Origin of the sequence: Achromobacter sp. JUb104 (assembly GCF_024806975.1) — a bacterium.
GTDB classification, from domain to species: Bacteria; Pseudomonadota; Gammaproteobacteria; order Burkholderiales; family Burkholderiaceae_B; genus Achromobacter; species Achromobacter spanius.
Map to the genome: position 1 here is coordinate 416,422 of NZ_JANUEY010000003.1, position 13,880 is coordinate 430,301.

Below are 13,880 nucleotides of genomic sequence, written 5' to 3' on the forward strand. Positions count from 1 at the left end.
AAACAGTCCCCGCGGCGCGGCGCTTGCACGTGGGCTGACAGCGCCGTGATATGTTCGATCCCTAATTTTCAGCTGCTGTTTTTTCTCAACACTCGCCCCTCGCCGATGATCCCTTCCGCCCGATCCCCCACCTCGCTTGCCTGGCGCCTGGCGCTTGTCGCCGTCATCGTGCGCCTGGTCTACGCCGCGCTGCTGCAAGGCACCACGATGCTGGGCCTGCCCCAGTCCGAGCAGATGCGCGAAATGTATAGCCAGCCGCAGTATCTGATGCCCCTGCTGACCAACATCGTGGCGTCCGCCGTCATGGTCGGGCTGACGGTGTGGGGCACGATGCACGGCTGGCTGCGCCGCCACGACACCACCGCGGTGGACGAACCGCGCAAGCTGTTCGGCACCTTCATCGCGTTGCAGTTGATCTACACCTTGATGGTCTCGGCCGCCACCGCCTACCTGCACAACGTCGGCATGCAGTTCATCATGGCGCAACGCGACATGCTGACCGAGCGGTTCGGCATCGACCTGACCGGGCAGTTCCTGGCCATGGGCGTGCTCTTCCGCATCGTGGCCATCGTGTTGGAAATCCTTGGCATGTTCCTGGCGGTGCGCATCGCCGCCTGGACAGTGCAACGCATGGGGCCTGCGGGCGCGCCCGCCTACGATCGGCGTCACGCGGCCTGGAACACCGGCTTTACTGTGCTGGCCTGGCAATTGACCGTATCGATCGCCTTGGGCGGCTACCTGCAAATGATGTTTCTGAATGCCGACTGGCCGTCTTTTGTGTTGGGATACCTGATCCTGCCCGCGCTGCTGCTGGTGCTGTGCACGCTGGTTTGCCTGAACATCCTGCCGCGCCAGCTGGGCGCAGTGGGGCCGGGGCGGGCTGTGGTCCACGGCACGATTGTGTTCTGGCTGGCGCAGGCGGCAGGCATCGGCATCGCCTACCTGGCCATCAAGTCGATGAGCTGGAGCCAACTGATACGCGCGGCTGAATCCATTGGCGCCGCCGTGGCGGCCCTGGCGATCTATGCCGCGCTGCTGGCATTGGGATGCATCCTCGGCAAGCTGGCGCTGTACCGCCGCGCCCACGCCACGTAGGCTCGTAGGATGGGTGAAGCGCGCGCGGCTGGGGACCAGTGAATTGCCGCATGCCGCGCGCAACCCATCGGGCGGTGCGACGTTCTTGCAATGGGCCGTTGACGCGCGACCCGTTGCTTGATGGGTTGCGCGCGGTTCACGCCTGTTTGTTTCTGGCGTTCCTGCCGCGCTTCACCCATCCTACGTGGGTCGTGGCTATGCGTTTAACAGCGCCGTGCTGCGTTCCAGCCAGGCCAGGGCTTCGCCTTCCACCAAAGGTGACAGGCGGTCGAAGACCGTCTTGTGATAGTCGTTCAGCCATGCGATTTCGTCGGTGCGCAGCAGCGATACTTCGATGCAGCGCGTGTCGATCGGGCACAACGTCAAGGTTTCAAAGCACAGGAATTCGCCCAGCTCGGACGTCAGCCAACTGCGGTTGGCGACCAGGTTTTCGATGCGCACGCCCCAGCGGCCCGGGCGGTAGATGCCTGGTTCGTTCGACGTGATCATGCCCGGCTCCATCGCGGTGTGCGGGCCCGGCATGGCGCGGTAGGAAATCACCTGCGGGCCTTCGTGCACGTTCAGGAAGTAGCCCACGCCGTGGCCGGTGCCATGGCCGTATTCCGCACCGCCTTCCCAGATGGGGGCACGCGCAATCGCATCCAGCATGGGCGACGGCGTGCCGCGCGGGAAGGACGCGCGCGACAGCGCGATCATGCCCTTGAGCACCAGCGTGAAATCCACTTTCTGGTCGGCGCTGGGCGTGCCCACCGCAACCACGCGCGTGATGTCCGTGGTGCCGCCCAGGTACTGGCCGCCCGAATCGATCAGCAGCAGGCCATCGCCTTCGATAGTGGCGTGCGATTCCGGCGTGGCGCGGTAATGCGGCATGGCGCCATTGGCATTGAAACCGGCGATGGTGGCGAAGCTGGGGCAGACGTAGGCCGGGCGGCGTGCGCGGGCGGCGGTGATCTGCTCATCTATCGTCAGTTCGGTAATCGTTTCCTTGCCCTGCGCGCCTTCGAACCACGAGAAGAATTCACAGAGCGCCGCGCCGTCCTGCGCCATTGCCTGCCGCACATGGGCCAATTCGGCATCGGTCTTGCGCGACTTCAGCAAGGTGGACGGGTTGATCGCTTCAATGCGCGGCACCGCCGGGTCCATGGCGTGAAACACACCGCAGGTCACGCGCGCCGGATCAATCAGCAGCTTTTGGTCCAGTTCCAGCGAAGCCAGGGCGTCCGCGGCCTGCGCATACGCGGCCACTTCGACGCCATCGGCGGCCAGCGTGGCGCGCAGTGCGTCGTCGATCTTGCCGTCCGCCACGAACAGCGTGGCGTGGTCCAGGCCGATCAGCGCATGGCCAACGAACACCGGGTTGTAATCCACGTCCGCGCCGCGCAGGTTCAGCAGCCACGCAATGTCGTCCACCGTGCAAATGAAATGCACGTCGGCACCGTGCGCGCGCATGGCGTCTCGCACTTGCGCCAGCTTGTCGGCGCGGGCCACGCAGGCCTCGGGCGCGACGTGTTCATAGATCTTCGCGTCGGGCAGGCCGGCGCGGTCGGTCCAGATGTCGTCCAGCAGGTCCGCGCGGATTTCCAGCGTGGCGCCGGACGTGGCGGCAGCGGCCGACAAGGCGCGGAACGCCCCCAGGCCCAGCACCTGACCATCGACGCCGATGACGTCGCCCGCGCGGGTATTGGCGGCCAGCCAGTCGACATGGCCCGGCGTGGACGCCAGCGCGATCTTCATCAGTTGCACGCCGGTGCCGGCCAGTTGCGCCTCGGCCTGCACCCAATAGCGGCTGTCCACCCACAAGCCCGCGAAGTCAGCCGTGACGACCAGCGTGCCGACCGACCCCGTGAAGCCCGACAGCCAGCGCCGCCCCTGCCAGCGCGCCGGCAGGTACTCGGACAGGTGCGGGTCCGAAGACGGAACGATATAGGCGGACAGGCCGCGGCGGCTCATGGCCTGCCGCAATTGGGCGATACGGGCGTCGGTGCTAGACATGGGGGATGGAATCCTTAGCGCAACATGAAAGACATGGCGGCCAGACTGTTCAGCGTGCGGACGGCCGACTGCATGCTATCCACGGTGAATCGCAAGGTGACGCCGTCCACGCGTTCCAGCGTGGGCCACATGCAGAACAGGTCGGCCAATGCCGCGCTCTGCGTCTGCAACCGGCATTCTATAGGGGCGGCAATACGGAAAGGAACGGATTTCACCTCGCCGGAAGCGGGGGCGCCTTGCTTCAGCTTGCGCACGGCGGTTTCGGCGGCGGCGGCAATGGCGCGGCGCGATGCCGTCGGCGACAGGGTCACCCCACTGCCCTGGCCATGGGCCACTTTGGTCTGCACCCATTCGGCGCCGGGGAAGGTGTCGCGCGTTTCCGAGATGAACACGTCGTCGCCCGTCGCCAAAATCACCGGCACGCCCATTTCGCCGGCCAGCGCGCCATACAGGCCCGCTTCACCCAGCTCCATGCCGTTGATGAACACACGCGCGAACGCGAAGCTGTTGATGGTGTGCGCCAGGATGCCTCGGCCTTGCGAGCGCGAGTGGTAGCCGATCATGAAGACGGCGTCGCAGCCCTCTTCCAGCCCGCCCATCATGCCCAGGTAGCGCGGCTTGCCCAGCACCAGGCGGGCACGTTCGTCCAGACCGTCGGGCAGCAGGTTGCGAAAGCCGCCATGCGAGTCATTGACCAGGATCTCGTCGGCGCCGCCCGCGAAAGCACCTTGCACGGCGGCGTTGGCCTCGGCGGTCATCCAGGCGCGGGCGCGCTCGTACTCGCCATTGCCGGCGCGGACCTGTTCGGGGTGGAAGACGCCGGCGACGCCTTCGATATCGGTGGAAATCAGGATCTTCATGGAATCAGCCTTCAAGGAATTCAGAATGCGGTGTCGGACAGCCATTGACGCCATTGCGGCACGGCCTCACGGATGGCCGCGCGGTGATGGCCGTCGCGCCCGGTAACGGCATCGGCATGCCACAGCGCGGCAATGATGGCTTGCTCGCAGGCCTCGGCCGCCGCTTCGAACAGCGGGTCGATACGGGTTTCATGCAGCATCGCCACGGCCGGCATGGGCTGCTCGGCTAGTTGCGGCACGGTGTAGGCGGTGGAAAAAGCCAGCGCGATGTCGCCGCTGCCATGGCCGAACACCGAGCCCGTGCGCGCCAGGCCCGCGCCCGTGCGCAGCGACAAACGGCGTAGTTGACGCGCATCCAGCGGCGCGTCGGTGGCCAGCAACAGGATGATCGAACCCTTCTCCGGCACGATCGCGGCATTCTCGCCTTGCTGCGCCAGCCCACGGTCCAACTGATCCGCCAGCCGACGGCCGAACGGGCGGCCCGCCACGGTCAGATTGGGCAGGCGGCCGAAGTTGGCCAGCACCAGCGCGCCGACGGTGTAACGCAAGCCGGGCTGGATGGACGCCACGCGGGATGCTGAACCGATGCCGCCCTTGAACGAAAAGCACGACATGCCGCGCCCCGCGCCTACTGCCCCTTGCGCAAACGATTTGGCGGCGCTGGCATAGGCGTCGGCGTAATGCGCTTCCTGCACGGCCAGCGCCTGGATGTCGTTCAAGTAACCGTCATTGCACTCGAAGACCAGCGGGTTCACGGTGGCCATGCCGCGCCCGATCTCGGGGTTGGCCGCGATGGCTTGTCGGATCTGCGCATTGGCGACGGTGCCCACGCCAAAGGTGTTGGTCAGCGCGATGGGCGTTTCCAGCACACCCAGCTCTTGCACCTGGATCAGGCCGGTACTTTTGCCGAAGCCGTTCAGCACCGTCGCGGCGGCGGGCACCTTATCCAGGTAGGAGTCGCCGCCATGCGGGCGCACGACGGTGACGCCGGTCTGTTGCGCACCGTCTGCCAACGTGCAGTGCCCGACGGTGACGTCACCGACGTCGCAAATCGAATCCAACGGTCCCGACGGCAGCACGCCGATGCGGGGAAGGTCCAGCGCTTGTTTGTCCATGGTGTTCGCCAAGGTCCTTAATGCAAAACGCCGCCGCCCTTCGTTCAGGAGCGACGGCGAGATGTAGAGCCCCCACGCCGCGCCGCTTCGGGGCTAGCTGCCCCCCGAGGGGGCTGCCCGGCGGCGGGGCCTTTTCCTATTTACTTGTGCTTATCACTTGCGATCGATCTTCGGATCGAGCGCGTCGCGCAAGCCGTCGCCCAGCAGGTTGAAGGCCAGCACCGTCAGGAAGATCGCCAGCGCGGGGAAGATGGCCACGTGCGGGGCAATGACCATGTCGGCGCGCGCTTCGTTCAGCATGGCGCCCCACTCCGGCGTGGGAGGCGATGCGCCCATGCCCAGGAACGACAAGCTGGCGGCGGTGATGATCGACGTGCCGATACGCATCGTGCCGTACACCACGATCGGCGAGATCGTGCCGGGCAGGATGTGGCGCATGATGATCGTCCAGTCGGATGCGCCCACGCTCTTGACCGCTTCGACATAGGTCATCTGCTTGATCGACAGCGTGTTGCCGCGCACCAGGCGGGCAAACGCCGGCACGCTGAACACGGCCACGGCCACGATCACGTTGATCATGCTGGAACCCAGCACGGCCACCACGCCGATGGCCAGCAGCATGCCCGGGAATGCCAGCAGCACGTCCGAGATACGCATTGTGATGCGTTCCCACCAGCCTTCGTAGTAGCCGGCCATCAAGCCCATGAAGGTGCCCACGATGGCACCCATGGCCACCGACAGGAAGCCCGCTGCCAGCGAGATCCGCGCGCCCATGACGATGCGGCTGAAGATGTCGCGGCCCAGCGAATCCACGCCCAGCCAGTGGGTCAGCGACGGGCCGGCGTTCAGCGCGTCGTAGTCGAAGAAGTTCTCGGCGTCGAAGGGCACGATCCACGGCGCGAAGGCCGCAACCACGACCAACAACAGCACGAAGATGCCGGCGCCCACGCCCAGCTTCTGCTTCTTGAATTTGCGCCAGAACTCGGTGGCGGGCGTGCGCACGTCGTTCTTCGGAACGGCGGCAATGGTCGTGGCGGGTGTCGTATTGCTCATGGCCGCCTCACTTGTAACGGATGCTGGGATTGATGACGCCATAGAGCACGTCGACAATCAGGTTGATCAAAATGAATTCCAGCGAGAACAGCAGCACCAGGCCCTGAATCACCGGATAGTCGCGTTGGGTCACGGCGTCAACCAGCAGGCGGCCAAGGCCGGGCCAGTTGAAGACGGTTTCCACCACGATCGAGCCGCCCAGCAAGAAGCCGAATTGCAGGCCCATCATGGTGACGACCGGAATCAGCGCGTTGCGCAGCGCATGCTTGATGATGACGCGGCGCTCGGTCAGCCCCTTGGCACGGGCGGTGCGCACGAAGTCTTCCTGGATGACTTCCACGAACGACGCCCGGGTAAAGCGCGCCATGACGGCGGCTACCGCCGCGCCCAGCGTGATGGACGGCAAGATGTAGTGTTGCCAGGTCGAGGCGCCCACGGTCGGCAGCCAACCCAGATTCACGGAAAACACCTGCATCAGCATCATGCCCAGCGCGAACGCGGGGAAAGAAATGCCTGACACCGCCAGTGTCATGCCAAGACGGTCGGGCCAGCGATTGCGCCAGACCGCCGAGACAATGCCGATGATCATGCCGAAGGTCACTGACCACGCCATGCTGGCGAGCGTCAGCCACAGCGTGGGCATGAAGCGGTCGGAAATTTCGGTCGAGACGGGGCGCTTGGTACGCAGCGAGGTACCCAGGTCGCCTTGCAGCATGTTGCTGAAGTAGCGCACGAACTGCTGCGGCAGAGGCAGATCCAGCCCAAGTTCCTTGCGCACCAGCTCAACGGTTTGCTGGTCGGCCTCCTGGCCCGCGGCCAGTCGCGCCGGGTCGCCCGGAAGCATGTGCACAAACAGGAACACGACCACGGCTACCAGCAGCAGCGTGGGGATCATGCCCAGAAGACGTTTGACGATGTAGGTCAGCATTGAAATTCCTGCAACATCGGCGGGGACACCGCGCCCCCGCCGAATGTGGCCTTACAAGGGCCCGAAGGCCCCGAGAGTGACTGCTAGGTTTACTGCTTCAGGTCGATGTCGCCGAACCAGAACGAGGTGTCCGGTTCCACGTACACGCCCGACAGGTTCTTCGACTTCACATACAGGTTGTTCTGGGTCACCAGGAAGGCCCACGGGGCGTCCTTCCAGATGGTTTCCTGAACGTTCTTGTAGATTTCCGTCTTCTTCGCGCGATCGGTCGTGGCCAGGGCTTCTTGAACGCCGGCGTCAACCGTCTTGTTCGAGTAGTACGACACGTTGTTCAGCACCGGCGGGAAAGCGGCGGTGGTCAGCAACGGACGCAGGCCCCAGTCGGCTTCACCGGTCGAGGACGACCAGCCGGCGTAGTACATGCGAACCTTGGCGTCTTCCGGCTTTTGCACTTGCTGCACACGCTGCACGCGCTGACCCGATTCCAGCACTTCAACCTGCACCTTGATGCCGACTTGCGCCAGTTGCTGTTGCAGGAACTGAACCACCTTCACCGAGGTGCCGTCGTTATAGGCGGACCACAGCGTGCTTTCGAAGCCATTGGGGTAGCCGGCTTCGGCCAGCAGGGCCTTGGCCTTCTTCAGGTCATACGGCCACGGGCCGGTCTTGTGGGCAAAGTCCACGCCCTTGGGCACCACGCCGTCGACGACGGTGGCATAGCCCGAGAAAGCGACCTTGGCCAGGGCTTCCTTGTTGATGGCGTAGTTGATGGCTTCGCGCACCTTGACGTTGTCGAACGGCTTTTGCTGCGTGTTCATCGACAGGTAGCGGGCCATGATCGAGTTCTGGTGATCGACCACATCCAGCTTGTCGTTCTTCTTCAGCACGGCGGCTTGTTCGAACGGCACCGGGAAAGCGAACTGCGCTTCGCCCGTCTGCACCACGGCGGCGCGGGTGTTGTTGTCGGTCACGGTACGGAAGGTCAGCGTGTCGACCTTGGGGTAGCCCTTCTTCCAGTAGCCGTCGAACTTCTTGACCTTCAGGTATTCAGCCGGCTTCCATTCGACGAATTCGAACGGGCCGGTGCCCACCGGGTGGAAACCGATTTCCTTGCCGTACTTGGCCAGGGCAGCCGGCGAGATCATCATGGCGGCCGGGTGGGCCAGCGCGTTGATGAAGGCCGAGAACGGCTTCTTCAACGTGATCTTGATGGTCATCGGGTCAACCACTTCGGTCTTGTCGATGACGCTGAACTGGATGTAGCGCGACAGGCGGTTGTCCGGGTTGGCCGGACGATCGAAGTTGATCTTGACCGCTTCGGCGTTGAAGTCGGTGCCGTCGTGGAACTTCACGCCGGGACGCAGCTTGAACGTGTAGACCAGGCCGTCTTCGCTGACGCTGTAGTCGGTGGCCAGCACCTTCTGGATCTTCAGGTCTTTGTCGAATTCGAACAGGCCTTCGTAGTAGGCCTTGCCGGCCGCCTGGTTCAGGGTGCTGTTGGTGTTGTACGGATCAAGCGTTTCCAGTGCGATGGAGACGGCAAACGTCACGTCCTTGGACGCATGCGCCAACGGCGAAGTGAGCACGCCGAAGGCCACCGCGGCGGCGGCCATCAGCTTGGTGGGGCGCAAAACTTTCATCATTGCAACTCCTGGTTCCAAATTGGAATTAGGGGGTTTGGTGGAAGAAAAACGAGTACGACAACGGAATCAATACGCGCCGCCGACCGCATGGCGGGCAACGAAGTGATCGGTTCCAACCTGCACCAGCGGCTGCACCACGGGCTCGTCGCCGAGCTTGCGGATCGGGCTGGGAATTTCATCGGACAACAAGGTGCGCTTCAGGTGACGGCGCGCCGGATCGGCGATCGGCACGGCCGACATCAGCTTCTTGGTGTACGGGTGCTGCGGGTTCTCGAAAATGGCGCGGCGCGGGCCGATTTCAACGATCTGGCCCAGGTACATCACCGCCACGCGGTGGCTGACGCGTTCGACCACGGCCATGTCGTGCGAAATGAACAGGAACGAAATGCCCATGTCGCGCTGCAGATCGATCAGCAGGTTCACGATCTGCGCCTGGATGGAGACGTCCAGCGCCGACACGGATTCGTCCGCGATCACCACCTTGGGATTCAGGGCCAGCGCGCGCGCGATGCAGATGCGCTGACGCTGGCCGCCCGAGAATTCGTGCGGGTAGCGCTGCGCCATTTCAGGCGGCATGCCCACTCGCTCAAGCAGCTCAGCCACGCGGCGCTCGGCTTCCTTGCCCTTGGCCACGCCGTGCACCAGCAGCGGTTCCATGATGGAAAAGCCGACGGTCACACGCGGGTCCAGCGAGGCAAACGGGTCCTGGAACACGAACTGGATGTCGCGGCGCAGGGATTGCAATTCGTTGTTCTTCAGGCTGACGATGTCGCGGCCGCCGAACTTGATCTCGCCGCCCTGGCTTTCCACCAGGCGCAGCAGCGAGCGGCCGGTAGTGGATTTACCGCAGCCCGATTCCCCCACCAGCGACAGCGTTTCGCCGGGGTACAGATCGAAGCTGACCTTCTCCACCGCATGCACGCGGCGTTGCACGCGGCTCAGGATACCGCCGCGCAAGTCGAAGCGGGTCACCAGGTTGCGCACGGAAAGAATCGGCTCGCGCTTTGCGGCCGGCACTTCCTGCGTGCTGGTGATGCCGGGTTCCGCCACGGGCTGGACCTGGCCTTCCACTTGCAGCAAGGGGAAACGCGCGGGCAAGTCGGTGCCTTCCATCGCGCCCAGCTTCGGCACGGCGGACAGCAGCGCCTTGGTGTAGCTGTGGCGCGGCTCGGCGAACACCTGTTCCGACGGGCCTTCCTCGACCTTGTCGCCGCGATACATCACCAGCACACGGTCGGCCACTTCGGCCACCACGCCCATGTCGTGGGTGATGAACACCACGCCCATGTGCATTTCTTCCTGCAACTGACGGATCAGTTGCAGGATCTGCGCCTGAATAGTGACGTCCAGCGCGGTGGTGGGTTCGTCGGCAATCAGCAGCGCGGGCTTGCAGGCCAGCGCCATGGCGATCATCACGCGCTGGCGCATGCCGCCCGACAGTTGATGCGGGTAGCGGTCAAGCACCGACTTGGCTTCCGGGATGCGCACCTGCTCCAGCATGCGCAGCGCTTCGGCGCGCGCGGCGGCGGCGTCCTTGCCCTGGTGCTGGCGGATCGATTCGGCAATCTGGTCACCGGCGGTGAACACCGGGTTCAAGGACGTCATCGGCTCCTGGAAGATCATGGCCATGTCGGCGCCGCGCACATTGCGCATGACGCGCTGGCTGGATCCGGCCAGATCGACCACCGAGCCGTTACGCCGACGCAGCGCCATGCGGCCCTGGGCGATGCGGCCACCGCCATGTTCCACCAGACGCATGAGAGCCAGGGACGTTACCGACTTGCCCGAACCCGATTCGCCCACGATGGCCAGGGTTTCACCCCGGTCCACATGGAACGACAAGTTGCGCACGGCTTCGACCGTGCGCTCCGAACCCACGAAGCGCACCGTCAGGTCGTCGACCTGGACCACGCGGTTTTCCGGCAGCGCCAGGCTGTTTGCGCGATCAACCATCTTTATTAATCCCCAAAATCAAAACAGAACCCGCCACGCTTATCGGTAGATAGCAGTGACCGGCTTTTCGCCAACGCGGGCGTAACCCCGATACATGCCTTCCGTGTTGAACGGCAAGGCCACATTGCCCTGGGCGTCAACGGCCACCAGGCCGCCCTTGCCGCCGATGGTGGGCAGTTTTTCCATTACGACGCGGTCCGCGGCTTCTTGCAGCGACGCCCCGCAATACTCCATCTGGGCCGCGACGTCATAAGCGGCAACCATGCGGATGAACATCTCGCCGGTACCCGTGGTGGATACGGCGCAAGTCTTGTTGCTGGCGTAAGTGCCCGCACCGATCATGGGCGCATCGCCGACGCGGCCGACCTGCTTGTTGGTGATGCCGCCGGTTGACGTGGCAGCGGCCAGATTGCCCTCTGCATCCACGGCCACCGCGCCCACCGTGCCGAACTTCTTGTCGGCGTCCAGCGGGTCGGCCGGCGCGGGCTGGCCGCGCGCAACCATGGCTTGACCATCGTGGTCCAGCACGGCGGCGTCCGGCGTTTCGCGCTGCACACGCAGCAATTGTTCGCGGCGAGCCTCGGTCGAGAAGTACGACGGGTCAACGATTTCCAGGCCTTCCGCCTTGGCGAAGGCTTCGGCGCCCTCGCCCACGAAGAACACGTGCTTGCTGTTTTCCATGACACGGCGCGCCAGGAACACCGGGTTGCGCACGCAGTTCACGTTGGCGATGGCGCCCGAACGCAGCGTGGCGCCGTCCATGATGGACGCGTCCAATTCGTGCGTGGCCGCGCTGGTGAACACGGCGCCGTGGCCGGCGTTGAACAAGGGGCAGTCTTCCAGCAGGCGCACGGCTTCGGTCACGGCGTCCAGGGCGCTGCCGCCACGGGCCAGCACGGCCTGGCCGGCCGTCAGGATGGACTCCAGGGCGGCCAGGTATTCCTGTTCTTTCTCGGGCGACATGGCCGCGCGGGACATCGCGCCGGCGCCACCGTGAATGGCAATCACGGGTTGAATCATCGTTTACCTACTCCATGGATAAGCCACGGCATCACGGACTGGGTCACCCCAGCGGCTGCCGCAACGGAATTCTCGGCCCGATAGGCCACCGCGGCGGACAGGGCTTCGATCAAGCCCAGCGCGGCGGTTTCGGAATTGGGGATCAACTGGCGCGCCGAGTACGCATACAGCACGACAGAGGCCGTGGGCGCCAGGGGCGAGGTGGGCTTGTCGGTCAGCACCAGCACCGGCACGCCGGCCTGCTTGGCGGCGGCGGCCAGCGTCACGGTGTCGGCCAGATAGCGGGGGAAACCAATGGCAATGACCAGGTCCTTGGCGGTCATGCGCGACATCTGCCGCGCCGCGTGCGACACGCCGCCCGGCCCGGCCAGCGATTCAACGGAACGCAGGTGCATGCACAGGCCGCGCTGCAGCAGGCCGGCCAGGAAACCGCTGGCGCCGAAGCCGATGATGAAGACGCGGTCGGCCGCCAGGATGGATTGCACCGCCTGTTCACAGGCGCCCGAGTCCAGCGCCTGCAAATTGCGCTGGGCGTTGCGGATGTCTTCTTCAAGCGTGGCGGCAAAGATCTGCACGGCGCTGGCGGAATGCGCCAATTCGGTGCGCAGCTTTTCCACGGGTTCCAGCGCGGCTTCGAAGCCGCGCGCCAGCTCGGCGCGAAACTGCGGGTAGCCCGGCAAGTCCAGGGCGCGCGCAAAGCGGTTCGCCGTTGCCACCGACACCCCGACCGCCACGGCGAATTCGTCGATGGTCATGGTGGCCACGCGGAACTGATGTGCCAGCACGTACTCGGCCATCTTGTGCTGAGTCCGGCTCAGCGCGGGCTGAGCCCGGGCGATCCGATCAGCGATCGACAGTACGGCCTTGTTCATCTTTTTGGGGTGCGTCTTAGCGGGTGTTTGTGTAAATCTGTTTACACACAAATTTTAAATAAGAAAATTCCTTTTCATACTCAGGGTATACCCGTGAATTTATGTAACGGTGGACGAAAAGAAACGGGGCCGGTTTGAGGTACGCTATCGGCGCCTCTTTTTCTTCCCTTGGAATGCCGCAATGCCCGATTGGATCTGCAAGCCCCACCAGGAACTGACCGTTGCCGAGATCTACGCGATTCTCCAGCTACGCACGGAAGTGTTTGTCGTTGAGCAGAATTGCGTCTTTCAGGACCTCGACGGGAAGGATCTGGTCGGGCAGACCTCGCACTTGATGGCTTGGCAGGGAGATCAGTTGGCCGCGTATTGCCGCATTCTGGATCCGTCGCTGAACAAGAACGGCGATATCGAGATCGGCCGGGTCATCAGCGCGCCCTGGACGCGCGGCCAGGGGCTGGGACATGAGTTGATCCGCCATGCAATGGCGGAGGTGCGCCGGCGCTGGCCGGGGCGTGCGATGTATCTGGGGGCGCAGGCCCGGCTGCGGGCTTACTACGGCGGGCACGGGTTTGTGGAAGTGACCGAGGAATATATCGAGGACGGGATTCCGCACGTGGGGATGCGGCTGGGGTAGGCCAGGAGCGCACACGCACGCATGAAAAAAAACGCCCCTTGCGGGGCGTTGTCGTTACAGGGCCGAGACGTCTAGCTTGGCCAGGGTTTTGGACTGGATTTCGTCCACTGTCACGCCCGGTGCCGTTTCCAGCAGTTTCAGGCCATTTTCGGTGACTTCCATCACACCCAGGTCGGTGATGATCAGGTCGACCACCCCCACGCCGGTCAGCGGCAGGTTGCATTCGGGCAGCAGCTTGATGTCTTCGGTGCCGTCCTTCTTCTTGGCCACGTGTTCCATCAGGACCACGACGCGGCCAACGCCGGCCACCAGGTCCATTGCGCCGCCCATGCCCTTGACCATTTTGCCGGGGATCATCCAGTTGGCCAGGTCGCCCTTTTCGGACACCTGCATCGCGCCCAGGATGGCCAGGTTGATTTTGCCGCCGCGGATCATTGCAAACGAATCGGCGGACGAGAAGATCGACGAGCCCGGCAGCGTTGTCACCGTCTGCTTGCCGGCGTTGATCAGGTCAGCGTCGACTTCGGCGTCGGTGGGAAACGGGCCGATGCCCAGCAGGCCGTTCTCGGATTGCAGCCACACCTCAACACCCTTGGGCACGTGGTTGGCCACCAGGGTCGGCAGGCCGATACCCAGGTTCACATAAAAACCGTCTTGCAGCTCGCGCGCGGCGCGCGCCGCCATTTCATCGCGGGACCATGCCATGTCGTCTTCT

The 13,880-nt window shown here is 64.3% G+C and carries 12 protein-coding genes; 2 read left to right on the plus strand and 10 right to left on the minus strand.

Going from position 1 to position 13,880, the window contains the following annotated elements:
- Positions 1 to 105: 105 nt before the first annotated feature.
- On the plus strand, positions 106 to 1,095 hold the full coding sequence (locus tag M2361_RS22390; RefSeq protein WP_259251846.1) for a hypothetical protein: 990 nt from the start codon (positions 106 to 108) through the stop codon (positions 1,093 to 1,095).
- A 195-nt stretch (positions 1,096 to 1,290) separates the two neighbouring features.
- Here M2361_RS22390 and M2361_RS22395 read toward each other — a convergent pair whose 3' ends face one another.
- From M2361_RS22395 to M2361_RS22435, 9 genes are all read right to left on the minus strand, one after another.
- Positions 1,291 to 3,087, minus strand: a complete 1,797-nt coding sequence (locus M2361_RS22395) for an aminopeptidase P family protein (protein WP_259251847.1) — start codon at positions 3,085 to 3,087, stop codon at positions 1,291 to 1,293.
- Positions 3,088 to 3,101: 14 nt separating this feature from the next.
- Positions 3,102 to 3,947, minus strand: a complete 846-nt coding sequence (locus M2361_RS22400) for a M55 family metallopeptidase (RefSeq protein WP_259251848.1) — start codon at positions 3,945 to 3,947, stop codon at positions 3,102 to 3,104.
- A gap of 20 nt (positions 3,948 to 3,967) precedes the next feature.
- Positions 3,968 to 5,062, minus strand: a complete 1,095-nt coding sequence (locus tag M2361_RS22405) for a P1 family peptidase (protein ID WP_259251849.1) — start codon at positions 5,060 to 5,062, stop codon at positions 3,968 to 3,970.
- A gap of 153 nt (positions 5,063 to 5,215) precedes the next feature.
- Entirely contained in the window at positions 5,216 to 6,115 is a 900-nt protein-coding gene (gsiD, locus tag M2361_RS22410) for a glutathione ABC transporter permease GsiD (protein WP_050447674.1), read from the minus strand.
- A gap of 7 nt (positions 6,116 to 6,122) precedes the next feature.
- Positions 6,123 to 7,043, minus strand: coding sequence for a glutathione ABC transporter permease GsiC (gsiC, locus tag M2361_RS22415; protein ID WP_100857281.1), 921 nt, complete (start codon positions 7,041 to 7,043; stop codon positions 6,123 to 6,125).
- An 89-nt stretch (positions 7,044 to 7,132) separates the two neighbouring features.
- On the minus strand, positions 7,133 to 8,686 hold the full coding sequence (gsiB, locus tag M2361_RS22420) for a glutathione ABC transporter substrate-binding protein GsiB (RefSeq protein WP_259251851.1): 1,554 nt from the start codon (positions 8,684 to 8,686) through the stop codon (positions 7,133 to 7,135).
- Between the two features lie 66 nt (positions 8,687 to 8,752).
- Positions 8,753 to 10,639, minus strand: coding sequence for a dipeptide ABC transporter ATP-binding protein (locus M2361_RS22425; protein WP_259251852.1), 1,887 nt, complete (start codon positions 10,637 to 10,639; stop codon positions 8,753 to 8,755).
- Between the two features lie 39 nt (positions 10,640 to 10,678).
- Positions 10,679 to 11,659, minus strand: coding sequence for an isoaspartyl peptidase/L-asparaginase family protein (locus M2361_RS22430; RefSeq protein ID WP_100857284.1), 981 nt, complete (start codon positions 11,657 to 11,659; stop codon positions 10,679 to 10,681).
- The gene (locus M2361_RS22435; RefSeq protein ID WP_259251853.1) at positions 11,656 to 12,531 is read right to left on the minus strand and encodes a MurR/RpiR family transcriptional regulator; all 876 of its coding nucleotides are present in this window, start codon (positions 12,529 to 12,531) and stop codon (positions 11,656 to 11,658) included. Before M2361_RS22435 ends, M2361_RS22430 begins: the two co-directional genes overlap by 4 nt.
- 181 nt (positions 12,532 to 12,712) lie before the next feature.
- Here M2361_RS22435 and M2361_RS22440 point away from each other — a divergent pair, with 181 nt between their 5' ends.
- On the plus strand, positions 12,713 to 13,165 hold the full coding sequence (locus M2361_RS22440; RefSeq protein ID WP_259251854.1) for a GNAT family N-acetyltransferase: 453 nt from the start codon (positions 12,713 to 12,715) through the stop codon (positions 13,163 to 13,165).
- A 54-nt stretch (positions 13,166 to 13,219) separates the two neighbouring features.
- Here M2361_RS22440 and M2361_RS22445 read toward each other — a convergent pair whose 3' ends face one another.
- Positions 13,220 to 13,870 carry a CoA transferase subunit B gene (locus M2361_RS22445; protein WP_050447667.1) on the minus strand — a complete coding sequence of 217 codons (651 nt, stop codon included), beginning with the start codon at positions 13,868 to 13,870 and terminating at the stop codon, positions 13,220 to 13,222.
- Positions 13,871 to 13,880: the final 10 nt, after the last annotated feature.

Bases quoted from the DNA above. Each gene is read 5' to 3' on its own strand.
- M2361_RS22390 (WP_259251846.1), top strand. From the start codon at position 106: ATGATCCCTTCCGCCCGATCCCCCACCTCGCTTGCCTGGCGCCTGGCG.
- M2361_RS22395 (WP_259251847.1), bottom strand. From the start codon at position 3,087: ATGTCTAGCACCGACGCCCGTATCGCCCAATTGCGGCAGGCCATGAGC.
- M2361_RS22400 (WP_259251848.1), bottom strand. From the start codon at position 3,947: ATGAAGATCCTGATTTCCACCGATATCGAAGGCGTCGCCGGCGTCTTC.
- M2361_RS22405 (WP_259251849.1), bottom strand. From the start codon at position 5,062: ATGGACAAACAAGCGCTGGACCTTCCCCGCATCGGCGTGCTGCCGTCG.
- gsiD (WP_050447674.1), bottom strand. From the start codon at position 6,115: ATGAGCAATACGACACCCGCCACGACCATTGCCGCCGTTCCGAAGAAC.
- gsiC (WP_100857281.1), bottom strand. From the start codon at position 7,043: ATGCTGACCTACATCGTCAAACGTCTTCTGGGCATGATCCCCACGCTG.
- gsiB (WP_259251851.1), bottom strand. From the start codon at position 8,686: ATGATGAAAGTTTTGCGCCCCACCAAGCTGATGGCCGCCGCCGCGGTG.
- M2361_RS22425 (WP_259251852.1), bottom strand. From the start codon at position 10,639: ATGGTTGATCGCGCAAACAGCCTGGCGCTGCCGGAAAACCGCGTGGTC.
- M2361_RS22430 (WP_100857284.1), bottom strand. From the start codon at position 11,659: ATGATTCAACCCGTGATTGCCATTCACGGTGGCGCCGGCGCGATGTCC.
- M2361_RS22435 (WP_259251853.1), bottom strand. From the start codon at position 12,531: ATGAACAAGGCCGTACTGTCGATCGCTGATCGGATCGCCCGGGCTCAG.
- M2361_RS22440 (WP_259251854.1), top strand. From the start codon at position 12,713: ATGCCCGATTGGATCTGCAAGCCCCACCAGGAACTGACCGTTGCCGAG.
- M2361_RS22445 (WP_050447667.1), bottom strand. From the start codon at position 13,870: ATGGCATGGTCCCGCGATGAAATGGCGGCGCGCGCCGCGCGCGAGCTG.